Genomic DNA, 23,863 nt, shown 5'->3' with positions numbered 1-23,863 from the left:
ATGGCCACCACGCACACCGATCGCGCACTTCGAACCGATATCAACTCCCTGCCTTTCATCAGCGATGACGAATGTCTCTCCCGTCTGGCTGCGGCGGTGCAGACCCATGACCGCGACCGCGACGCCGACGACCATCTCGATGAGGTCGCGCTTCTGATTGGCCGGCTCGCCGTCCCCATCGAGATCTGAGCAACAGTGTGCGATTCGCATCGCCATAAGCTGCGCGTGCGTTCCGGCAACCGCTGCTCATCCCCGATGATCTTCTGAAAAATGTCCGGGTTGTCGTAACGTTTCGGCAACCATCGCTATCTCGGGCAGTGGATCGGTACAATTTGAGCGATCCGCTCAACGTCGCCACAAAGGCTTTTCGTCAAATTGCCCTGAAGACAGGGAGTTCTGACGATGAGCGAAGCCGAGTTCGATTACATTCTGGAGGCAGTCCGGATCGAGATCGAAGCCGAAATCGAGGACGATTTCCGCAGCCAGATGATGTTTCTCGCGCCGATTCCGACAGCGGCGAACGACAATGACGGCCCGTGGCCACATATTCCCTTCCCGGACGGCTGGCACGCCTCCTGCTGACCTACCGAGAAGGCCGGTGTTGTGGGAACCCGTGAAAGATTTGAGCCGGGCATTGCCTTCACGGCGAACGGTCTGTAACTAACCCATTATGGGGCCATGTGGCGGAATGGTTACGCGCCGGTCTGCAAAACCGTTTATTCGGGTTCGATTCCCGACGTGGCCTCCATCAATCCAATCAATGACTTAAGATCGCAATCGACGGCATCCGGACGGGCTTTCGCCCTGCCCGGTCACTTCTTCTTGCCACGGCGCCGCCAATCGCGCTTCGGCTTTGGCTTGGGGGCGAGCTCCGGAATCTCGGACTGCACTTCGCGATACCGCGCCAGCATCCGCTCGAAGCTCGCATTGAGCGCTTCTGCGATTTGCGGCCGCTTCTGCAGCGCCGACAACACCATGCCCGCCGCCTCGATGGTGGACAGGCCGTCCTTGCGCGGTTCCTTGCGCAGCTTGCCATAAAGCGATGGCGCGGCGGGCCCCAGGATCACACGTTGGCATTTCAGCATCCAGGCATTGCGCCACCACAGTGCCTTGGCCTGGCTCCAGGTACCGTCCAGCAGGATCACGCCCTCGATATCGCGCAGCAGCGCCTTCTGATTGACCTCCGCCTGGCCCTTACGGTCGATGGCGAGAATGTCGAGGTCGGTATCGTAATCCGAGACCTTCGCCGAGCCGAGATAGAGGATCGCCCAACGCACGGGATCGACGGTGCGGCCGAGAATTTTTGACAGGCTCGGCCATGACAGGCCGACGCGCACTTGCGCGTTCTCGAAATGCCGGGCGGCGACGCGAGCAGTGCCGAGCGCCCTGTCCTGCTCCTGCGGATGCTGCAGGATGAGCAGCTCGACCTTGCTGTCGACAGGCTCAATGCTGTCGCAGATGCACAGCGGCACCGGCTTCTGGCAATGCGGACATTCCGGGATCTCGACGAGATCGCCGCGCGGGATTTCTTGGTTGCTGGACATCGCCCGCTATACGCCGCGGACGTGCCGGCTTCAACAGCCGCTGCGTTATTCGGCCGGCACCGGATGCGGTTGCGACCGGTATCTGTTCCGCAGCCGGTCGATCAGCAAGTAGATCACCGGCGTCGTGTAGAGCGTCAGGATCTGCGACACGAACAGGCCGCCGATGATGGTGATGCCCAGCGGGCGGCGCAGTTCGGTGCCCGGCCCGGTGGCGACCACCAGCGGAATGGCTGCAAAGGCGGCCGCCAGCGAGGTCATGAGGATCGGGCGGAACCGCGCACGACAGGCTTCGAAAATCGCATCCGCCGGCGACAGGTCGCGCTGGCGTTCGGCTTCGAGTGCGAAATCCACCAGCATGATGCCGTTCTTCTTGACGATGCCGATCAGGAGAATGATGCCAACAAAGGCGATCACCGTCAGCGGGGTGTTGGTGATCTGCAGCGCCAGCAACGCCCCCAGCCCCGCCGACGGCAGCGTCGAGATGATCGTCAATGGATGCATCAGGCTCTCGTAGAGCACGCCGAGCACGATATACATCGCGATCAAGGCGCCGAGGATCAGCAGCGGTTGACGGCCGGCGGTCTTGTTGAAGTCGCCGGCATTGCCATCGAAGCCACCGCGGATGCCTTCCGGCATGTGCAGTTCGTCGACCGCGCGCTGGATAGCCGCGGTCACAGAATCGAGCTGCACGCCCGGCAACGTATTGAACGACACCGTCGTCGACGGCATCGATTGCGAGTGATAGACGGCCAGCGGCGACAGTGTACGCGTCATTTTCACGATCGCTGACAGCGGCACCTGCGCGCCATTGGCACCGGCCACATAGATGCGGTCGAGGTCCGACGGATCGTTCTGAAATTTGCTGTCGATCTCCAGGATCACCTTGTACTGGTTGCGCTGGGTGTAGATCGTCGAGATCTGCCGCTGCGAAAAAGCATTATTGAGCGCGTTGTCGATATCCGAAACATCGACGCCGAGACTCGAGGCGAGCTTACGGTCGATCTGCAAGGTCAATTGCAGACCGCCGGGATCGCGATCGCTCGAGACATCGGTGATTCCCTCGACGCTCTCCAACCGCTTGCCGACCAGCGGTGCCCATTTGTTCAGGAGATCGAGATTGCTGGAGGTCAGCGTGTACTGATAGTTGGAGTCGCTCTGGCGCCCACCGGCACGCAAATCCTGCGCGGCGAACATGAACAGGCGGATGCCAGGCAGCGCGCTCAGCTTGGGCCGCAAACGATTGATGACATCATTGGTCGAGGCGTTGTTGACGCGTTCATCCGGCGGCTTCAGCGCAATGAACATGGTGCCGCGATTGGCGCCGCCGCCCCCAGGGCCTCCAGTGCCGCCGAGCGATGAGCCGATGCTCGCGACATCGGGATCGGACAGAACGATGTCGGCCAGCTTCTGCTGCAGACCGAGCATGGCCTGAAACGACACATCCGCCGACGCACGAGTCGCGCCGATGACGAAACCGCTGTCGTCCTCCGGGAAAAAGCCCTTCGGCGTCTTGACGTAAAGCGTCACCGTCAGCGCGATGGTGGCGAAAAACACGAGTAGCGTCATAAACGGGAAGTCGAGCACGATGTGAAGCGTGCGTTCGTAGAATCCGATGACGCGGGAAAGTCCACCCTCGACGAGGCGATCGAATCGTGTCTCCGAAGATGACATCTTCGCGCGGATATATTGTGCGCAGATCATCGGCGTCACCGTGAGCGACACTAACGTCGAGACCACAATCGAAAAGGTCAAGGTCAGAGAGAATTCGCGCAGCAGGCGCCCCACCAGGCCATCCATGAACAGCAGCGGAATGAACGCGGCGATCAGCGACAGGCTGATGGAGACCACTGTGAATCCGATCTGCCTGGCACCTTCCAGCGCCGCTTGCATCGGCGTCATGCCTTCTTCGAGATTCCGATACATGTTCTCGATCATGACGATGGCGTCGTCGACGACGAAGCCGACAGAGATCGCCAGCGCCATCAGTGACAGATTGTTGATCGAAAATCCGGCCAGCCACATGCAGGCCAGAGTGCCGGCCAGCGACAGCGGGACGGAGATGCCGGCGGCGATCGTTGGCACGCCGCGGCGAACGAACACGAACACCACGGCCATCACCAGGATCGCGGTAGCCAACAGAGTCCATTCCATGTCCTCAACGCTGGCGCGGATGGTGCCGGTGCGGTCGGTGAGCACCGAGATCTCGATGCCGGCAGGAATCCACTGCTTCAGATCCGGAATCAGCGCCTTCACACGATCCACAGTGTCGATGACATTGGCGTTACCCTGCTTGGTGATCTGGATCAGCACCGCCGGTTGCTTGTTGAACCAGGCGACCGAACGGCTGTTGCGCGTGGCATCCCGCACATCGGCCACATCGGAAAGGCGCAAAAAACTGCCGTTCGAGCTCTTGATCATGATCTCGCGGAATTCCTCCGCGGTCCGCATCTGCGGATTCATCGAGATCGTTTCGCTCTGCCGCGATCCTTGGAAAATGCCGACAGGACCCAGCGGATTGGCATTGACGATGGCGGTGCGTACGTCTTCGGTCGCGATGCCGGCATTGGAGAGCGCAACCGGATTGAGCTGGATGCGCACGGCGGGCTGATCCGCCCCGCTGGCCGTCACCTCTCCCACTCCCGGCACCTGCGCGATGCGCTGCACCAACACCGTATCGGCTACGTCATACATCGCAGCAGCCGACATGGTCTTCGATGTCAGTGCGAGGATGAACACCGGCGCAGCCGACGGGTTAGCCTTGCGGAATGTCGGCATGGTCGGCAGGTCGGTCGGCAGATCGGCCATGGACGCATTGATCGCCGCCTGGACGTCGCGCGCAGCCCGATCGACATCGCGGCCGATGGCAAATTGAAGCTGGATGCGTGTCGATCCCAGCGAACTCGTCGACGTGATCTGATCGAGGCCCGCAATGATGCCGAGCCGCCGCTCCAGCGGTGCTGCGACGGTCGACGCCATGATGGCAGGATCGGCACCGGGGCGGGTGGCCTGCACGAAGATCATCGGGAAATCGACATTGGGCGTTGCCGCTACGGGCAGCACGCCATAGGCGACCAGACCGAGCAGAAACAGGCCGATCGCCAACAGCGTGGTGCCGACGGGCCTGCGGATGAACGGCTCGGAGATCGAGATCGCCACTAGGACGACCCTCCTGCCTCGGCTGTTCCTGCCGCTCCGGCGACAGGCGATGACGGGCGTCGGAATCGCAGGCTGATACGATCCAGTGCGAGATAGATCACCGGCGTGGTGTAGAGCGTCAACAATTGGCTGAGAAGCAGGCCACCGATGATGGAGACGCCGAGCGGGAAACGCAGCTCGGAGCCCGTGCCGCTTTCAACGGCCAGCGGCAACGCGCCGAACAGGGCAGCCAATGTCGTCATCATGATGGGGCGGAAACGCAGCAGGCAGGCCTCGACGATGGCCGCCTCCGGCGCCATGCCGCGCTCGCGTTCGGCATCGAGGGCGAAGTCGATCATCATAATGGCGTTCTTCTTGACGATGCCCATCAGGAGGATGATGCCGATCAGGCCGATCACCGAGAGGTCCTGACCGCACAACATCAGCGCAAGAATGGCGCCGACGCCGGCCGACGGCAGCGTCGAAAGAATGGTGATCGGGTGGATGTAGCTCTCATAGAGAACGCCGAGCACGATATAGATCGTAACGATGGCGGCGAGGATCAGCCAAGGTTGTCCAGCCAGCGATTTCGAGAATTCGGCCGCGTCACCCGAGAACATGCCGACGATACTCGTGGGCATGCCGATCTGCATCTCGATCTTCTTCACTTCCTCGACGGCATTGCCGAGGGATTCGCCCGGAGCGAGATTGAAACTGAGCGACACCGCCGGGAACTGCGCCTGATGCGAGATGGCGAGCGGCGCCGTCGTCCGGGTCAACGTCGCGACAGCAGATAGCGGCACCTGTGCGTTCGTGGTCCCGTTGCTGGCACCGGGCAGATAGAGCTTCGACAGCACGCCGGGATCGCGCTGCTGCGACGGCAAGGCTTCGAGCACCACACGATACTGGTTCGACTGGCCATAGATCGTGGAAATCTGCCTCTGCGCGAAGGCGTCGTTCAAGGTGTCATTGATGGCCTGCAGATTGACGCCGAGTTGTCCGGCGCGCTGCCGGTCGATATCGAGCGCAGCACGCAAGCCACCTACGGCCGCCTCCGACGAGACATCGCGGAACATCGGATCGCCGCGCAACTCCTTCACCAGGCGCTGCGACCACTCGGTGACTTCAGCCGCATCGGTTCCGGTCAACGTATACTGATACTGCGATCGGCTGGAGGACGTGCTGATCTGAATATCCTGCACTGGCTGAAAATAGACCGTCATGCCGGGAACGGTTGCGACACGTTCCTTGAGCCGATCGATAACCTTGACGATATTGTCCTTGCGCTCGCCGAGCGGCTTCAGCGTCATCACCAGGCGACCGACATTCGTGGTCGGATTGACCGAACCGCCGCCGATCACTGAGACCACCCCGGCCACATCGGGATCGACCTGGATGATTGCAGCCACTTCGCCTTGACGATTCTTCATCTCGGCAAAAGACACGTCAGGCCCGGCTTCGGTTACGGCGGTGATCGAGGCCGTATCTTGCAGCGGCAGAAATCCCTTCGGTGCGATGACATAGAGCCCGAGAGTCGCCGCAATGGTGATGAAGGTCACCACCAGTGTCGCCGGTTGATGCTTCATCACCCAAAGCAATGTGCGGTGATAGAACGCCACCATTCGGTCGATACCGCGGCTGACGGCGGCGAGGCCCGGGACCTGCCATTCGTCATGCACGTTCTTGAGCAACCGCGAGCACATCATCGGCGTCAGCGTTAGCGACACAACGGCGGACATCACCACAGCAATGGTGAGTGTTAGCGCGAACTCGCGGAACATGCGGCCGACGAGGCCCGACATGAACAACAGCGGAATGAACACCGCGATCAGCGAGACCGTGAGCGAGATCACCGTGAAGCCGATTTCGCTGGCGCCTTTCAGCGCCGCCTGCATGGGGCTCTCGCCCTCCTCCATATGGCGGACGATGTTCTCGATCATCACGATGGCATCATCGACGACGAAGCCGGTGCCGATGGTGAGCGCCATCAGCGAGAGATTGTCGAGGCTGAAGCCGGCGAAATACATCACGCCGAAAGAAGTGATCAACGAAAGCGGCAGCGCCACGCCGGCGATCAAAGTGGCGCGCAGCGACCGCAGGAACAGCAAAACCACCAGCGTGACGAGAATGACGGCCAGCACCAGAGTAAACTGCACATCGTGCACCGACGCCCGGATCGTCACCGTGCGGTCACTGACGATGGTCAGCTTGACGCCTGCCGGCATCAGCCGCTGGACCTTGGGGATTTCCTCGCGGATCTGCCTGACCACCTCGATCACGTTAGCGCCGGGCTGCCGCTGGATCTCGATGATCACAGCGGGTGTTCCCTGATACCAACCGCCGGTGCGGTCGTTTTCAAGGCCGTCTACGATCTGGGCGACATCGCCGATGGTGACAGGCGCCCCGTTGCGATAGGCGATGATAATCGGCTTGTATGCGTCAGCGACGACGATCTGGTCGTTGGCGGCGATCGTATAGGCCTGCTGGGGTCCGTCGAGCGAGCCCTTGGGGCCGGAGACATTGGCGCCGGCGATAGCCGTTCGCAGATCTTCCATCGCGATGCCATAGGCTGCGAGCCGCGCCAGATCGGCCTGCACGCGGATTGCCGGTTTGAGACCACCGAGCACCCCGACCTTGCCGACGCCGGAAATCTGGCTGAGGCGCTGTCCGAGCAACGTATCCGACAGGTCGCTCATGGCGCGCAGCGAGATAGTGTCGGATGTCAGAGCGAGCGTCATCACCGGCGCGTCAGCCGGATTCACCTTCGCGTAGACGGGCGGGTAAGGCAGGTTGCGCGGCAGCACACCGGCCGCCGCATTGATGGCCGCCTGCACATCCTGCGTGGCGCCGTCGATGTCCCGGTTGAGATCGAATTGCAGCGAGATCTGACTGACACCGTATGAGCTGGTCGAGGTCATCGACACCAGCGACGGAATCTGCCCGAGCTGCCGCTCCAGCGGCGCCGTGATCAGCGATGCCGTCACCTCAGGGCTCGCGCCCGGCAATTGTGTCGAGACCTGAACGGTCGGAAAATCGACCTGTGGCAGCGCCGAGACCGGTAACGCAAAGTAGCCGAGCAGGCCGCCGATCAACAGCGCCACGCCGATCAGGGAGGTGGCGATAGGACGGCGGATGAAGGGTTCGGAGACACTCATGTCGGTGCGCTCTTCACTGCCGCGCCATCAGGCACGACGGCCGTTCATGCGAGGAATCATGGTTGCTTCGCTCCCTGCGGCGCGTTGCTCTGACCTGCAGCCGGGGCGGTCTGCCCCATCGGCGCCGATGGATTGCCGTCGGCGCCATGCTGCTGGCCCTGCCCGCGTTTGCTGCGGCGTTCACCGGCATCGCCCCCCTTGCTGCCGCTGCGTTTGCGCGGCGCGAGATCGGCCGTCGGTTCGCCTGTATTGGTGCCCACGCTTACCTTGGCGCCGTCAGATAGATTGGCAAAGCCGGTGGTGACCACGCGGTCGCTCACGGAGAGCCCCTTGGCGATCACCGCCGACAGTTCATTCTGCTGGGTCACCGTCACTGGCACGGCCTTGACGATATCGCCCTCCCCGATCACGTAGCTGAACGTGCCGGCGGGACCGCGCTGCACGGCGGAGGTCGGCACCACCATGGCATCCTTCAATGTATCGACCTTAAGGCGAACATTGACGAACTGGCCGGGCCAGAGCTGATAATTCGGGTTCGGAAATTCAGCCTTCAGTTTCACGGTACCGGTGGTCGGATCGACCTGATTGTCGATGCCGGTCAGCGTACCGGTGTCGATCACCGTGACGCCGTCATTGCCGAACACATCCACGGACAAGGTTCCCTTGGCGGCGGCGGCGTTGGCGCGCGTGATCTGCTGCTGCGGTAGGCTGAACAGCACGGCGATCGGCTGCAGCTGTGTGATCACCACGAGGCCCGTGGTGTCAGAGGCATGTATGATATTGCCCTGATCCACCTGACGCAGGCCAGCACGGCCGGATAGCGGCGCGATGATCTTCGTGTAGCTCAGCGTAGCCGCGGCGTTGTCGATGGCGGCCTGGTCGGCCTTCACGAGCGCTTCCTGCTGCGCAACGAGGGCGCGCTGCGTGTCGGCCTGTTGCTTGGAGCCGGCATTCGATTGGGCCAGTTGTTCGTAGCGGATCAGGTCCAGCCTGCTGTTGGCCAGTGTGGCCTCGTCCTGCGCCTTCTTGGCGACAGCCTGATCGTAGAGCGCCTTGTAGAGCACAGGGTCTATTTCGGCGAGAACGTCGCCGGCTTTGACGTCCTGACCTTCCTTGAAATTGACCTTGATCAGCTTGCCATCGACCTGCGCGCGCACGGTCACGTTGTTGAGCGCGCGTACCGCGCCGACGCCGTCGAGATAAACAGGTACATCCTCGATCTTCGGCGTCGCCGCCAATACCGGTACGGTCATCATGTCGGGACGGAAGCCGCCGCGGCGGGAATCGCCCCCCTGTTGCGGTTGCATCGCCCGCCATCCGATATAGCCGAGGCCGCCGAGGATCAGCAGCGTCACGGTGATCGAGACCACGCGGCGCCGCGCCTTGCCGGCGACCTTCGTCACGCCGTCACTGGCGGCTTTAATATCCGGTTTAAAGAGCATTGACCGGTCTTTCCATTTTCGGCTCCCAGCCGCCGCCAAGGGCCTGATACAGGCTGACGATGGCCTGCAACTGCGCCAATTGGGCCTGGGACAGGGTGTCCTCGGCCTGGAACAATGTCAGCTGGGTGTTTAGCACAGTTACGATGTCAGCGGTTCCAGCCCGCAACTGCTGTTCCGACAGTTCGAAGGCCCGCCGCGAGGCGCGGACGACCTCGCGCTGCAGCCGCAACCGCGCCGTGGCCTGCCGGATCGCCACCAGAGCATTGTCGACGTCGGCAAAGGCGGAGACGACTGTTTTGCGGTAGGTCTGCAGCAGCTCATCCTGCTGCGCCTGAGTCAACTCGAAATTGCCCTTGATCACGCCGCCGTCAAAGATCGGCTGGGTCAGGCCGCCAACCAGGCTGAAAAAGGCCGCGTTGGGATTGAACAGCGCCACCAGGGCCGAGCTCTGATAGCCGCCAGAGCCGGTCAGCGAGATGGTCGGGAAAAATTGCGCACGCGCGCTGCCCACATTGGCGGTCGCCGAAGCGAGCCGCGATTCCTGCCGGCGGATGTCCGGCCGCTGGGTGAGCAGTTCCGATGGAATCCCCGGCGTCACTCGCGGCGCGACAATCCTGTTGAGCGAGCCACCGGCGACCCGGACACTCTCCGGCGGGCGCGACACCAGCGTGGCCAGCGCGTTGACGTTCTGCGCCAGCGTGGTCCGCAGCGGCGGCACCGCGGCGCGCTGGTTGGCAAGGATACTCTCCTGCTGGGCGACATCCAGTTCAGTCCCCGTCCCGGCGCTGAAGCGTTGCTTGATCGCGTCAAGAATTCGTTGCGCGCTGGCGATGTTGCGCTGGGCGGTGCGGATGCGGTCCTGCGAGGCCAGCACCTGAAAATAGGCATTGGCGACGGCGGCGAGCGTGGTCAGCGCGACGGTTTCACGATCGAACCGGCTGGCATTCGCCGTTTCCTCGGCCGCCAGCGCCGCATCGCGGTTCTTGCCCCAGAAATCCAGCTGATAACTCGCCGACAGCGAGGCGGAGAAATTCGTCACCTCGCGACCACCAATCGAAAGGCCGCTGGCGCTCGATCCCGAAGTCCGGGAGTAGGTCTCCTGACCACCCGCGCTCAGGGTCGGCAGCAAGGCGGCACCGGTGATTCGCGCTTGCGCGTCCGCCTGCCGGATTCGCGCCACCGCGGCAGCGATATCGAGATTGACGGTTTGAGCCTCTTCCATCAGCTGGGTCAGCTCCGCAGAGCGGAAGCCTCGCCACCAGTCCAGCGACGGCGTCGCAGCGCCCCGTGCGGTTCCGGCCTCTCGATAAGCAGGAGGGATATCCAGAGCCGGATTCGGCAGATCCGAGGTCAGCATGCAGCCGCCAGACATCGCGGCGATTCCGAACACCGCGAGTGCGCGCCCAATGATTCGCGACAACGCGCCGGTCACTGCAGCGACCAGATCGTCTTGGCCCGGCACCCCCGCGAAATACTGGGGATCCGGACGTTAGTGGAGGCAGACTGCGACACGTTCACCGGGTGATGCGAGGACAATGAAACGAAGGTCATTCTAGCCGTCCGCGGATGTCTCGGACAGTGTTCTTCGGTGTAGGAACGTGCCAGCCGACCTCGCCACCCCAAGCGCGTAACGCCCCTTCAATTTGCACAGATTCCCCTATTTCATCAGCCTATTCCGATTGTAAGCAACGGTGCCGCGCCTCCTGGCTTACGAAGATTTCATGTGTCACAATATTGCTGCCGAATTTTTCCCGCCTCGCCGGATGTTTCTCCTGCGAAGCTTCGGCTTGATTCGAAGCACAACGCCCTGTCGCCATTCCATCGGCGAAGGGCTCGACTTTCCACAGCCGTCGGAGCGCGCCGCGGTCGCGCGGCTGAGTTTCCAAGGCGCAGGTCTTGTCCCTTGAGGTCATGACGGAAATACCGGCTTGGCGAGCGGACAAAGCCGCGCTTATATTTCCGCAAAGTCATCAGTACGCTGAGAATTATCGCAACGCACAACGCAAACTTCGACGGCGGATACGCATGTCTGAGCTTACTTTGAACGTTCCTGAAAGCGTCACCCCGGAAAATGCGGCGCGCACTCTGGCAGACCTACCCAGGATCGTTCGTATGGCGCTCGGCTTTGGTGCGCATCTGACACGCGGCACGCTTGATGTCACCTTACCGAACGGCCGCCGCTACCGACTCGGGGGTCGGGAACCGGGCCCCGCCGCGGAAATGACGGTGCACAGCTATGCCTTCGCGTCTCGCCTGATCAATGGCGGCGATATCGGTATTGCCGAGGCCTATCTGCATGGCGATTGGGACACCCCCGACCTCACGCAATTCCTCTACCTTTTCTGCGTCAATCACGACCTGATCCAGTCGATGCTCGGCAACAATCCGGTGATGCGGCTGGTGCAGGTGGTGCGCCACTGGTTCAACCGCAACACCAAGCGGCAGGCGCGCAAGAACATTTACGCCCATTACGATATCGGCAACGCGTTCTATTCGGCCTGGCTCGACCCCAGCATGACCTACTCGTCCGCGATCTTCGAAGACGGCACGCAGGATCTTGCCGCGGCTCAGCACAACAAATATCGCCGGCTCGCGGAAGCCATCGACCTCAGGCCCGGCCAGAAAGTGCTGGAGATCGGTTGCGGCTGGGGCGGCTTCGCCGAATATGCGGCAAAGCACTGTGATGCCCGCGTGGTCGGCCTCACCATCAGCACCGAGCAACGTGATTTCGCGCGGAAGCGCATTCAGGCCGCCGGCCTTGCCGACAAGGTCGAAATCCGTTTCCAGGACTATCGTGACGAGCGCGGCCTCTATGACCGCATCGCGTCGATCGAGATGATCGAGGCCGTCGGAGAACAATTCTGGCCGCGCTATTTCTCGCAAATCCGCGACCGCCTCCTGCCTGGTGGCCTTGCCGGCATTCAGGCCATCACCATCCAGGACAAATTCTTCAAGTCTTATCGCAGCGAAGTGGATTTCATCCAGCGCTACGTATTTCCCGGCGGCATGTTGCCATCGCCGGACATCCTGAAATCGCTTGGCGAACGTTTCAGTGTACCCGTCATCCGCGAGCGTATTTTCGGGCTGGATTATGCCAGGACGCTGTCCGTGTGGAGAGACAATTTCCGTGCCGCCTGGCCGAATCTCACCGGCCTGGGTTTCGACGACCGCTTCCGTCGTTTGTGGGAATACTACCTCGCCTATTGCGAGGCCGGTTTCTTGTCTGGGAATATCGACGTGCGTCAGGTGGTCTTCGCAAAAGCGAAATAGGACGCCTCCCCCGAGAGATCGTCCCGCGCACGCCGCCCTGCACTGCCCGCGCTTCTCTTGTATGACCTCGCTGCCTTCACTAGGTTGAATTCAGCACCGTCAACCTCTTCGAGAAACGCAGGCCTATGATTTTCAACAAAGACGTCGTCGAGGCCATCGGCAACACGCCCCTGATCAAGCTGAAGCGCGCCTCCGAACTCACCGGCTGCACCATTCTCGGCAAGGCGGAGTTCATGAATCCCGGCCAATCGGTGAAGGACCGCGCTGGCAAATGGATGATCCTCGAAGCCGAGAAGCGCGGCGACCTGAAGCCGGGCGGCCTGGTGGTGGAGTCCACCGCCGGCAACACCGGCATCGGTCTTGCTGTGGTGGCCAGTGCGCGCGGCTATCGGACGATGATCGTCATCCCGGACTCGCAGAGCCAGGAAAAGAAGGACATGCTGAAGCTCGCGGGCGCCGAGCTGATCGAAGTGCCCGTCGTTCCCTATTCCAATCCGAACCAATTCCAGCATGTCGGCAAACGGCTGGCCGATCAGCTGCGCAAGACCGAACCGAATGGTGTGCTGTTCGGCGATCAGTGGAACAATCTCGACAACGCCAAGGCGCATTACGAGTCCACGGGACCTGAGATCTGGCAACAGACCAACGGCAAGATCGATGGCTTCATCTGCGCTGTGGGTAGCGGCGGCACCCTTGCCGGCACAAGCACCTATCTGAAGGAAAAGAACAAGGACGTTGTGATCGGCTGCGCCGATCCGCATGGCGCCGCCATGTACAGCTATTTCAAGACCGGCGAAGCCAAGGCGTCCGATGGCGGATCGATCACCGAAGGCATCGGCCTTGGCCGCATCACGCCGATCGCTCAGCAGGCCAAAGCCGCCGTTGACGACGCATTCCTGATCTCCGACGAAGAGGCTGTGGCCGTCATCTACGATCTGGCTGAACATGAAGGCCTCTGCCTCGGCGGCTCCAGCGGCGTCAATATCGCCGGGGCGATCCGTCTCGCCAAGCAGCTTGGTCCCGGCAAGACGATCGTCACGATCCTGTGCGATTCCGGCGGGCGCTATCAGTCGAAGCTGTTCAACCCGGCCTTCATGCGCAGCAAGAACCTGCCGGTGCCGGAATGGCTGGAGCGCAAGAGCGACATCCAAGTGCCGTTCGAGAAGGTGTAAGCCACCACACTCCGCCCTCATCCTGAGGAGCCGCGCAAGGCGCGGCGTCTCGAAGGATAGCCGCAGGCTCGGTTGCAGCTAAGCCAACTCGTGGTTCGAGACGGCGCTTCGCGCCTCCTCACCATGAGGGGCGGATACGTCACCGCAATATCTGGCCCAAAAACAGCTTCGTCCGTTCGTGCTGCGGATGGTCGAAGAACGCCGCGGGCTTGTTCACTTCGATGATCTGTCCGGAATCCATGAACACGATCCGGTCAGCGACCTGACGCGCAAAGCCCATCTCATGTGTCACCACGAGCATGGTCATCCCCTCGTCGGCGAGATCGACCATGGTGTCGAGCACTTCCTTCACCATCTCGGGGTCGAGCGCCGAGGTCGGCTCGTCGAACAACATCACCTTCGGATTCATCGTCAGCGCCCGGGCGATCGCGACGCGCTGCTGTTGGCCGCCGGAGAGCTGGCCGGGATAGGCATGCGCCTTGTCGGGAATGCGCACGCGTTCGAGATATTTCATCGCCGCGGCTTCGGCATCTTTCTTCGACATATGCCGCACGAAGATCGGCGCCAGCGTGCAGTTCTCCAGCACAGTGAGATGCGGGAACAGATTGAAACTCTGGAACACCATGCCGACCTCGCGGCGGATGCCATCGACACGGCGCAGGTTGGGGCCGAGTTCGATGCCGTCAACGGTGATGCGGCCTTCCTGAAATTCCTCCAGCGCATTGATGCAGCGGATCAGCGTCGATTTGCCCGAGCCCGACGGCCCGCAGATCACGATGCGCTCGCCGGCGCCGACGTTGAGATCGATGTCGCGCAGGACATGAAAGTCGCCGAACCACTTGTTGAGGCCATCGATGCCGACGATGGGATTTGCGCTTGCGCCCATTGATCTCAACTCCGTCGATGTGCGTTGAGCCGGCGCTCGACGAACAGCGAATAGCGCGACATGCCGAAGCACAGCACGAAATAGATGATGCCTGTGAAGGCGAATCCTGTGAACAGCGTGGTCGGCGAGGACCACGCGGGATCGGCGAAGGCTGCGCGCAGCTGCCCGAGCAGATCGAACAGCGCGACGATCGACACCAGAGAGGTGTCCTTCAGCAGCGCGATAAAACTGTTGACGAGGCCGGGAATGACATGACGCAGCGCCTGCGGCAGTACCACCAACCGCGTCGTCTTCCACCAGGACAGGCCGAGCGCATTCGCCGCCTCCGCCTGTCCGCGCGGAACAGCGTTCAGTCCGCCACGGATCACCTCGGCATTATAGGCCCCGGCGAACAACGCCACGCCGATCAGCACGCGCACGAGACCATCGACGCTGAAATTCCCGGGCAGGAACAGTGGCAGCATATAGGTGGCAAAGAACAGCACCGTAATCAGCGGCACGCCGCGCCAGAACTCGATGAAGGCGATGGAGCCGAAGCGGATCAGCGGGATGCTCGAGCGTCGCCCCAGCGCCAGCGCAATGCCGATCGGCATGGAGGCCACGATACCGGTGATGGCGACGACCAGCGTCACCAGCATGCCGCCCCACAGACGTGTCGGCACGATATCCAGCCCGCCATAGCCACCATGCAGCAGGAAGAAAGCAACGATGGGAAATACGAAGAAGAACAGTGCCGCATTGATCCCTTTGGCTGGCGCGCGCGGGATCAGCAGCGGCAACAGCAGCACGATGCCGATGAAGAAAGTGAGATCGACGCGCCAGCGCTCAGCCTCGGGGTAGAAGCCATAGATGAATTGCGACAGCTTGGCCTGGATAAATGGCCAGCATGCACCGACAGGTCGGCCGACCGTTTCCGGCAGACAGGCATTGCGATCGCTGCCCTGCCACACGGCATCTACCAGCAGGAAGCGAACGGTCGGGATAATGGTGAACCAGAGCAGCAGAATGCAGGCAATGGTGAGCAGGATATTGGTCGGCGAATTAAGCAGCCGCGTGCGGATGAAGCCGAGGACGCCGGTCGTGCGCACCGGCGCGGAGCGTGGTGCAATCATCGTCCTGGCGACATAGGCGGTCTCGCTCATGTGCCCATGCTCCGCGACATCCGCCAGCCATAGAGGCTCATCAGCGCGCTCGTGAGCAGCGAAATGACCAGATAGATCGCCATGGTGATGGCGACGATCTCGATCGCCTGCCCGGTCTGGCTCAGCGTCGTTCCGGCGAAAACCGAGACGAGATCGGGATAGCCGATTGCAACCGCGAGCGACGAATTCTTGGTGAGATTGAGATACTGGTTGGTGAGCGGCGGCAGGATCACGCGCATCGCCTGCGGCACCACAATCAGCCGCAAGACCTCGCCGCGCGTCAGGCCCAGCGAAGCCCCCGCTTCGGTCTGTCCCTTGTGGACCGACTGCACGCCGGCACGGACGATTTCGGCGATGAAGGCGGCAGAATAGGTCGATAGCGCGATCGCGAGCGCGACGAATTCAGGCACGATGCGCAGGCCGCCGGAAAAATTGAAACCGCGCAGGACCGGATATTCGAAAGTCAGCGGCGCTCCGAACATCACGGCGGCCAGCAGCGGCAGTCCGATCAGGGCCGCAACCAGCATCGGCCAGACAATCATCTGGCGGCCGGTCGCGAACAATCGCCGCCGGGCGATGGCGCGCAGTGCGACGGCGAAGATCACGGCAACGGCGATGGCGATCGCAAACGGCACCAACGCGTCGGTGCCAACCGGCTTCGGCATGCCGAAACCGCGATTGCTGAGAAACACGCTGTCGAACAGATTGATGCTCTGGCGCGGACTGGGCAATGCCGAGAGTACGGCGAGATACCAGAACAGGATCTGGAACAGCAGCGGCAGATTGCGGATGAGCTCTACATAGGCTCCTGCGATCCGCGCCAGCAACCAGTTCGGCGACAGCCGTCCGAGCCCGACGACGAAGCCGATGATCGTCGCGCAGACGATGCCGACCAGCGAGACAACGAGCGTATTGGTCAGGCCGACGAACAGAGCACGCAGATAGGTGTCCGACTCCGAATACGGAATCAGCGCCTGGCTGACACCGAAGCCCGCAGTGCTCCAGAGAAAGCCGAAGCCGGACGCGATCTTTTGTGTCGCCAGATTGGCACGGGCATTGTCGACGATCGCGTGCGCCATCCACGCCAGCGCGACCACGAGCACGACCTGCAGCGCAAATCCGCGCCAGCCTGCCTGCCCGCCAAGAGCGCGGCGCAGGCGTGCGCCGAGTTGCAGCGGCGGTCGTCTGGCTTCGCCTGTCATCGATCCCGGATGCTTCGCGCTCAGCGGATCGGCGGCGCGAACATGATGCCACCCTTGTTCCAGAGCTGGTTCAGGCCGCGCGAGATGCCGAGCTTCGAGCCGGAGCCAACGTTGCGGTCAAAACTCTCGCCGTAATTGCCGGTCGCCTTGATGATGCGATGAAACCAGTCCTTGGTCAGGCCGAGCTGCTCGCCGAGACTCCCGTCCGTGCCGAAGATACGCTTCAATTCGGGCTTGTCGGATTTCGCCTGTTCGTCGACGTTCTTTTGGGTAATCCCAAGCTCTTCCGCATTGACCTGGGCGAACAGTGTCCAACGGACGATATCGAGCCACTGATCGTCGCCATGGCGTACCAACGGTCCCAACGGCTCTTTCGAAATCACTTGTGGCAGCACCTCGTGCTCGGCCGGCGTCGTCAGCTTCAAGCGTTCCGCATACAGCTGCGAGATATCCGCCGTGAAGGCATCGCAACGCCCGGATTCATAGGCTTTCACCACTTCATCGGCGGTCGAGAACGCGACCACCTCATACTTCATATTGTTGCCTTTGAAGAAGTCGGCGAGGTTCTGCTCGTTGGTGGTGCCGGTCTGCAGGCACACCGAGGCTCCGTTGAGCTCCAGCGCCGAATTCACCTTCAGCGACTTGCGGACCATGAAGCCCTGCCCGTCATAGTAGTTGATGCCGGCAAAGTTCACGCCCAGCGAGGTGTCGCGCGACAGCGTCCAGGTGGTGTTGCGCGAGAGCACGTCGATCTCGCCCGATTGCAGCGCCGTGAAGCGATCCTTGGCCGACAGCGGCACATATTTGACCTTGGTGGCGTCGTTAAAGATCGCCGCAGCGATGCCGCGGCAGAGATCCACATCGAGGCCCGCCCAGTTGCCGCGATCATCCGGCGCCGAGAAACCCGGCAGTCCCTGCGTCACGCCGCAGGCCAGCATGCCACGGTCCTTCACAGTCTTCAGCGTTTGCGCCGACGCCTCCTGCACCGACCAGCCGGCTGCAATGGAGAGGGTGAGCATCAAGGTCGCGGATTTCATGGAAGAGCCTTTCCTGAGGCGTCGGAGCGATTCGACCGGAGATCGGCACAGCGACATACGAAGAACTGAATGCCGAACCGTTCAATCAGTTCCATAGCGGGCCACGTGCCCGCCGAAAAGACCAGCACGTGGTATCCCCGATCAAATCCAGTTTCCGAATCGGTGACGAAGCCTGCGGCCGTTGCCTGCAGACGAGAACGATCTGCCAGTCAGGTCAAGGGGTTGACGTGGAACTGGCCGTATCGCCTTAGTGATAGCACAGTCGATGCGCCCCGTTCTTGCCATTGGCTGCGGCAAAACACCAGACCGGCAGGCGTATTCCGATGGCATCATCCGACAATCACGGCACCTCCTCGCTCGATACCGATACGGTGATCGTCACCGCCGGCCGCGACACCGCCGGCCAGTGGGGGTTCGTCAATCCGCCGACCGTGCGCGGCTCGACCGTGCTCTATCCGACCGCCGACGATCTGCATGCCCATCGCGGCGAATATCAATATGGCCGCCACGGCACGCCGACCACCAAGGCGCTGCAGCAGGCGCTGATGGCGCTCGAGGGACCGCGCTGCGCCGGCGTCGGCCTCGTGCCATCGGGGCTTGCAGCGATCTCGACGGCGCTGCTGTCCATGCTGCAGGCTGGCGACCATCTCCTGGTTTCCGACAGTGCCTATCGGCCGACCCGCAACTTCTGCAACGGCATGCTGGCGCGCTACGGCATCGAGACCACCTATTTCGATCCCCTGATCGGCCCCGGCATCGAGGCATTGATCAAGCCGAATACCCGCGCCGTGATGGTCGAGGCCCCTGGTTCGCAATCCTTCGAAATGCCGGATGTGCCTGCGATTGCCGGCATCGCGCACAAGCACGGCGCACTTGTCATCGACGACAACACCTGGGCGACGCCGCTCTATCACCGCTCGCTCGAGCACGGCGTAGACATCAGCATCCAGGCCGCGACCAAATATATCGGCGGCCATTCCGACATCATGTTTGGCACAATTTCAGCGAACGAGGCCGCATGGCCGAAGATCAGCGAAGGCATCCGACTGCTCGGCACCTGCGCTGGACCCGACGATGTCTTCCTTGCGCTGCGCGGTCTGCGCACCATGTCGGTGCGTCTCGCGCATCACCAGCGCGCGGGGCTGGAAATGGCACAATGGCTGAAAGGGCGGCCGGAAGTGCTCAAGGTGCTGCACCCCGCTCTGCCGGAGGATCCCGGCCACGCCATCTGGAAGCGCGATTTCACCGGCGCATCGGGGCTGTTCAGCATCGTGCTCAAGCCGGTCCTGCAGAAGGCCGTGGATGCCCTGCTCGACACCGTCAAGCTGTTCGGGATGGGCTATTCCTGGGGCGGCTTCGAGAGCCTGATCATCCCGTTCGACTGCAGCGACTATCGCACGGCAACAAAGTGGGCGCCCGGCGGCCCGACGCTGCGCCTGCATATCGGCCTGGAAAGCCTCGACGATCTCAAAGCCGATCTGGAGCGCGGATTTGCGGCGCTGACAGCTGCCGGTTGATCGTCATTGCGAGGTCAGGGAAAGCTTGCAGCTTTCCCCCTAGCGAAGCGACGAAGCAATCCAGAAGGTGGCATGCGAAGAACTAGATTGCTTCGTCGCAAGGACTCTCGGCAATGACGGCGTGATTTAGCGCGCTGCACGCCGCTTCGGTGCTGCTGCGATTGGCGGCGCTGCCTGTGGCTCGCCACAACGACGCTGACCAGCCATCGTGGCGAGATATTGCTGGCGGTTCTGTAGCGCCATTGTCTCGGTGTCGGCCGTGTCCTGAAAATCCATGCCCAGCCACAAAACCGGAATGAACACGCCAGCAACACCAGCTGCGACATTTTGTGTGGTCTTCATGCCTTTGTCGGCAGCGAGTTGTTGGACCTTGGCGTTGTTCGCCTGGACCTCCGCCGCGATGGCTGCACAGTCCATGGACTGGTCTTGCGGTTGCACGACGGAGACAGGCGCTGGGGCGCGACCGGCGCAGCCGGCCAGCGCGGTGCAAAGCACCGCCGCGGCGAGAATTCGCATCGTCGATCCTGAAATTTGAATGGGCGCTAATAGCGGGGAATCTGACGTGGGCCGATGGCCCACGTCAGCAAAAGTAATCACCAGGCGAAGCGCGCGCCGGCTGAAAGCTGATGGCTCGTCGCATTGCTGCGATATTCGCCGTTGTAGGCGCCGAACATGCGGAAGGTTTCGGTGCGCCAGCCCGACAGTTTGGCGCCGACCAGCGCCGCGCTGCGGCCGGGCGAAGCTGCGGTGACCAGGAATGACTCATCGAGCAGAGCCGCCTGGCTTGTCAGCGTGGTGTCGCGCAGGTCGTAGCCCCAGCCGAGCTTCAGTTCCGGAACCAGGGTGGTGCCGTCGGTGGTGCGGAGTTTCGCACTGACGGCAGCGCCGGCGGTGGTCATCAGCTTGTCGTAGGTCTGCGCGGCATAGACGAGACCGATCGGCACCTGGCTTTCGCTATAGCCGTCGCGGCGGAAGCCCTGCCAGTTCACGCCGACATAGGGCTTTACGATCACGTCAGGCGTGATCGCAAATCGATAGCCGGCCTCGAACGAGGTGCCGACGCCGACGCCGTTGGCGCTGCCCTGCAGCCCGTTCGACGCCAGAATGATCTGACGTGTCGTGGACATCTGGCTCGGGCCGGCCGCGATGCGGAAGTCGAACACAGCTGAGCCCGGCGTCCAGCTTGCATAGGCCGCGCCGGCATAAGTGTCCGAGCTACCCTTGATGTCGGTGCTGGTTGCGGTGGTGCGGGCATAGCCGAAGGCACCGCCGGCGATCAGGTTGTTCGAGAACCAGCGATCGGCACCAAGGGTGAAGCCGGCGCTGGTCGTCTTGGAGCCCGAGAAGTCGCCGCTGTCGCCGACGCGGCTGGTGCGGCCGAAGCCCTGCCCCCACACCGTCCAGCCGTCCTGCACGCGTTGTGCCGGCGTGATGCCTGCAAAGGCGTTCATGGCCGAGTTGGCTTCCGCGGTCATCATGTTGCGGCCGGCATAGGACAGCGCGAAATTCTGCGCCGTGCCGTTCTGTCCGGCCTCGCTGCCGAAGCTGAGCGAATCCTGACGGCTACCGATGGCGCCAAGGAATCCGGAGAAGGCTTGCAGCGATGCTGCGGCGATGGCCGGCTGGCCGGGACCTGCGAGCTGGTCGAGCGCCTTGTCGAATTCGGCTTCCGTGTTCAGGTTGTAAAGCGCGTCATACAGCGCCTTCTCTGCCGCTGTCGGCATTACGCCGGACGCCGCACGATCCTTGTCGAGAATGCTCGCGATCCCTCGCGCGTTGGAGCCGGGGCTGTCACCGGCCGCGAGCGCGCTGAAGCTTGCCGGCGTCACCGCCAGCGTGATCGCGGTTGCGCTGTAGATGAGGTCGAAACGACCGTTGGTCGGCAACCCAGCGGTGGGCTGAACGAGTGTGTTGAAGGTGCCCGCCGTGCGCGCACCGTTCTGCGCCTGCACGAACGCAAACTCGGTGCCGATGGCTGGCGTGTAATTGCTGACGGTACCGACGCTGCCGCGCAGGACCGGCGTGAGTGTGCCGGCTGCGTAGAACACATTGCCAGCACCGGTGACATAGATCTTGTCATAGGTGCCGGGACCGCCGGGAACGATCAGCGTGCCGTCGATATCGATGCGGGTATTGGCCGTGGAGGTCAGCGTGACATTGCCGTTGAAGGTTAGCGAACCAACCGAGTTGCCCTGAAGAACAGTGCCGGGTGCCACTGAACCATTGGCGACGAGGTCACCGATATTGGCCATTTTGCCCGGCGACAGCGTGCCGGCGATGACTGTATCGCCGTTGACGGTGCCGAAGCCGGCCAGCGTTGCGGGCTGTGCGACGTTCAGCTTGTTGCCGGCCGTCATCGACAGCGTGCCGTCCACCGCAAGCGTGCCGAGCTGCGCGAACACATTGCCGCCCGCATTGGTGCGGCCGGAAATCGTCAGGATGCCCTCACCCGCTTTGGTGAAGTCGCCTTGCGTGGTGAGCAGACGGCTCCAGTATTCGGTGGTGTTGGCGGCGACGGTCTGGGTTGCATTGGCGGCCAGCGTCGTCGGTCCGTCGGTGGCGCGATCAAGCCGCACGAGGCCGTAGCCGTACACGGCGTCGATGCCGGGGCTGCCGAGATCCTCGGCCGTGGAGAACAGCAGCCGCGACAGATCCTGGGCATTGTAGCTTGGGTTTGCCTGGATCAGGACTGCAATTGCGCCAGACACGACCGGCGCCGCCATCGACGTGCCTTCGAGCGCTCCGTAAGTGTTGTAAGGCACAGTCGAATAGACGCCGCGTCCGTTGTTGTCCGTGTTGCCGCCGGGCGCGGCGAGACACCAGCTCGCAGTGACACCGCATAGCTGCGAGTAGCCTGCGGCCAGCTTGTTGTCGCCGACCGACATCACAGCGATGATCTTGCCCGACATGCTGTTGATGCCGGTCAGGTCGTAGAGCTGTCCCTGGTCGTCATAGACGTTCTGGGCTCTTTGGTTTGACGGATTGAGGAATGGCAGCAGCGCCAGACCTGAGGGGTTACGGCCCGCTTCCGGACTGTGCTCCCGAGAATTGCCATTCGCGGCAACAATGATTTTGCCCTTCTCCAGGGCGTTGCCGACGGCCGTCAGCTCGGCATCGATATTGCCGATCGTCCAGACCTTCTGCGGCGGGTCATCCTTGCTGACGCCCGGCCCGTAACTCGCGTTCAGCACCATCGAATTGGTCAGGCTGGCGAAGTAGTTCATGCCAGCAACGGTGCCGTCGGGAATGCCGGGCGCGGCAGCCGCTGTGGTGCCGGTCGCAAGTAGCGTCCGCAGCGGGATAATCATGGAGTCGTAGGCGACGCCATGCATCGTAACACCCGTCGCAGGATCCAGCTTCTGCGCGGCGATGATGCCGGCGACATGTGTTCCATGTGCATCCTTAGCGCCAAGCGGGTCCAACTGGTTGATGTCGTAGGCGGCGCCCGGCGCGGGCAGCACATAGTTGCGGCCGAGATTGGTCAGCAGCTTGTTACCGAGTCCGGCATTCGTCGTGTCGTAGCCTGTATCCGAAACCGTTACATTGACCCCGGCTCCCGTGAAGCCGCGGTTATAGGCCTGCTGCGCGTGGATCATGTCGAGATGCCACGTCTGGTCGGCAGCGCTCGGTGGATTCGGGAGATTCGGCGTGGGATTCACGGCCTGCGTGACGTTCTGGTATGCGCTGGCTCCGATTCCGGAACCGACAACATTCGCCGTCCGCGTCGTCAGCATCTGCTCCGAACGCGGCGACAGCATCATTGGCTGGCCCGCAGTCAGAACGCCGAGGTCCGCAGCGGTGGTGACATTGCGCAGCGACGAAGGAGCGAGGCGCGAGGCATGCTGGACGACGGCGTCCCGCAGTCCCGGCGTGCGATAGGTGCTTTCATAGACCTGAGCGATCAGGCCGAGTTCGCCCTTTTGCAGTGCATCAGCCAAGCTCTGCTTCTGATCGGCGCTCAAAGCGAGCTGGGCCATCGATTTCGTGGCGGCCCGGACGTCCGGCTTCTGCAATTTCTCCGCGGCGGAAAGAACCGTTGGAAAAGCTGCACTGCTCAGCAAAGTCGTGCACAAAAACAGCGTCGACGCACGACGCATTCCCCCGATAGCTTTCACCAAACGTCCCCTTCGCTCACGCGCTCATGCATGCAGTGTCGCTGCAGTCATAAGCCCCCAATTCGCATCCGGCGTCGGGACATTCCCCAGCCCGCAACACGGATGGGTCACTTCTAGTACGAACGAATTTCGCTAGGACAGCGCGATGATGGCTTATCCCATCCGCCAGCTGTGGTTTGTCTTGACCCTGCGTCTCATCCGTCGACACAACCTCAGGTTCCACGATTTCGTGCAGAAACAACGCAT

16 protein-coding genes and 1 tRNA gene are annotated in these 23,863 nt (G+C 62.2%); 6 read left to right on the top strand and 11 right to left on the bottom strand.

What is annotated here, in order from left to right; all coding sequences use genetic code 11:
- From E0H22_RS13885 to E0H22_RS13875, 3 genes are all read left to right on the top strand, one after another.
- Positions 1–189: a hypothetical protein gene (locus E0H22_RS13885; protein ID WP_233021600.1), complete on the top strand. Its 189-nt coding sequence runs from the start codon at positions 1–3 to the stop codon at positions 187–189.
- 213 nt (positions 190–402) lie between these two features.
- Entirely contained in the window at positions 403–582 is a 180-nt protein-coding gene (locus E0H22_RS13880; RefSeq protein WP_233021599.1) for a hypothetical protein, read from the top strand.
- A 92-nt stretch (positions 583–674) separates the two neighbouring features.
- A tRNA-Cys gene (locus tag E0H22_RS13875) sits at positions 675–748 on the top strand.
- Between the two features lie 64 nt (positions 749–812).
- Here the strand turns inward: E0H22_RS13875 and E0H22_RS13870 are convergent.
- From E0H22_RS13870 to E0H22_RS13850, 5 genes are read right to left on the bottom strand one after another with little or no spacing between them, the layout of a single operon-like run.
- Positions 813–1,544 (bottom strand): tRNA-uridine aminocarboxypropyltransferase, encoded by a 732-nt coding sequence (locus E0H22_RS13870; protein ID WP_233021598.1) that lies wholly within the window; start codon positions 1,542–1,544, stop codon positions 813–815.
- Between the two features lie 45 nt (positions 1,545–1,589).
- Entirely contained in the window at positions 1,590–4,700 is a 3,111-nt protein-coding gene (locus E0H22_RS13865; protein ID WP_233021597.1) for an efflux RND transporter permease subunit, read from the bottom strand.
- Complete coding sequence (locus E0H22_RS13860; RefSeq protein ID WP_233021596.1) at positions 4,700–7,834, bottom strand: efflux RND transporter permease subunit; 3,135 nt, start codon at positions 7,832–7,834, stop codon at positions 4,700–4,702. Before E0H22_RS13860 ends, E0H22_RS13865 begins: the two co-directional genes overlap by 1 nt.
- Positions 7,835–7,890: 56 nt before the next feature.
- A complete protein-coding gene (locus tag E0H22_RS13855) occupies positions 7,891–9,276 on the bottom strand; it encodes an efflux RND transporter periplasmic adaptor subunit (RefSeq protein WP_233021595.1) in 1,386 nt (461 codons plus the stop codon).
- Entirely contained in the window at positions 9,266–10,648 is a 1,383-nt protein-coding gene (locus E0H22_RS13850; RefSeq protein ID WP_233026366.1) for an efflux transporter outer membrane subunit, read from the bottom strand. The genes E0H22_RS13855 and E0H22_RS13850 overlap by 11 nt, the downstream gene beginning before the upstream one ends.
- A gap of 653 nt (positions 10,649–11,301) precedes the next feature.
- On the opposite strand from E0H22_RS13850, the gene E0H22_RS13845 reads away from it, so the two are divergent.
- Both E0H22_RS13845 and E0H22_RS13840 read left to right on the top strand, forming a co-directional pair.
- Positions 11,302–12,546, top strand: a complete 1,245-nt coding sequence (locus tag E0H22_RS13845) for an SAM-dependent methyltransferase (protein WP_233021594.1) — start codon at positions 11,302–11,304, stop codon at positions 12,544–12,546.
- Positions 12,547–12,671: 125 nt separating this feature from the next.
- The gene (locus E0H22_RS13840; RefSeq protein WP_233021593.1) at positions 12,672–13,718 is read left to right on the top strand and encodes a cysteine synthase A; all 1,047 of its coding nucleotides are present in this window, start codon (positions 12,672–12,674) and stop codon (positions 13,716–13,718) included.
- 139 nt (positions 13,719–13,857) lie between these two features.
- On the opposite strand, the gene E0H22_RS13835 is transcribed toward E0H22_RS13840, so the two are convergent.
- From E0H22_RS13835 to E0H22_RS13820, 4 genes are read right to left on the bottom strand one after another with little or no spacing between them, the layout of a single operon-like run.
- Positions 13,858–14,604 carry an amino acid ABC transporter ATP-binding protein gene (locus tag E0H22_RS13835; RefSeq protein WP_283818723.1) on the bottom strand — a complete coding sequence of 249 codons (747 nt, stop codon included), beginning with the start codon at positions 14,602–14,604 and terminating at the stop codon, positions 13,858–13,860.
- A gap of 5 nt (positions 14,605–14,609) precedes the next feature.
- A complete protein-coding gene (locus E0H22_RS13830) occupies positions 14,610–15,746 on the bottom strand; it encodes an amino acid ABC transporter permease (RefSeq protein WP_233021592.1) in 1,137 nt (378 codons plus the stop codon).
- Complete coding sequence (locus tag E0H22_RS13825; protein ID WP_233021591.1) at positions 15,743–16,948, bottom strand: amino acid ABC transporter permease; 1,206 nt, start codon at positions 16,946–16,948, stop codon at positions 15,743–15,745. Before E0H22_RS13825 ends, E0H22_RS13830 begins: the two co-directional genes overlap by 4 nt.
- A gap of 20 nt (positions 16,949–16,968) precedes the next feature.
- The gene (locus tag E0H22_RS13820; RefSeq protein WP_233021590.1) at positions 16,969–17,985 is read right to left on the bottom strand and encodes an amino acid ABC transporter substrate-binding protein; all 1,017 of its coding nucleotides are present in this window, start codon (positions 17,983–17,985) and stop codon (positions 16,969–16,971) included.
- Positions 17,986–18,308: 323 nt separating this feature from the next.
- On the opposite strand from E0H22_RS13820, the gene metC reads away from it, so the two are divergent.
- Complete coding sequence (gene metC / locus E0H22_RS13815) at positions 18,309–19,502, top strand: cystathionine beta-lyase (RefSeq protein ID WP_233021589.1); 1,194 nt, start codon at positions 18,309–18,311, stop codon at positions 19,500–19,502.
- 126 nt (positions 19,503–19,628) lie between these two features.
- On the opposite strand, the gene E0H22_RS13810 is transcribed toward metC, so the two are convergent.
- Together E0H22_RS13810 and E0H22_RS13805 are read right to left on the bottom strand one after the other, a co-directional pair.
- Entirely contained in the window at positions 19,629–20,018 is a 390-nt protein-coding gene (locus tag E0H22_RS13810) for a hypothetical protein (protein ID WP_233021588.1), read from the bottom strand.
- A gap of 77 nt (positions 20,019–20,095) precedes the next feature.
- Positions 20,096–23,440, bottom strand: a complete 3,345-nt coding sequence (locus E0H22_RS13805; protein WP_233021587.1) for an autotransporter domain-containing protein — start codon at positions 23,438–23,440, stop codon at positions 20,096–20,098.
- Positions 23,441–23,863: the final 423 nt, after the last annotated feature.

Source organism: Rhodopseudomonas boonkerdii (genome assembly GCF_021184025.1).
Taxonomy (GTDB): Bacteria; Pseudomonadota; Alphaproteobacteria; order Rhizobiales; family Xanthobacteraceae; genus Tardiphaga; species Tardiphaga boonkerdii.
This window is presented reverse-complemented; position numbering and strand designations above follow the sequence as displayed.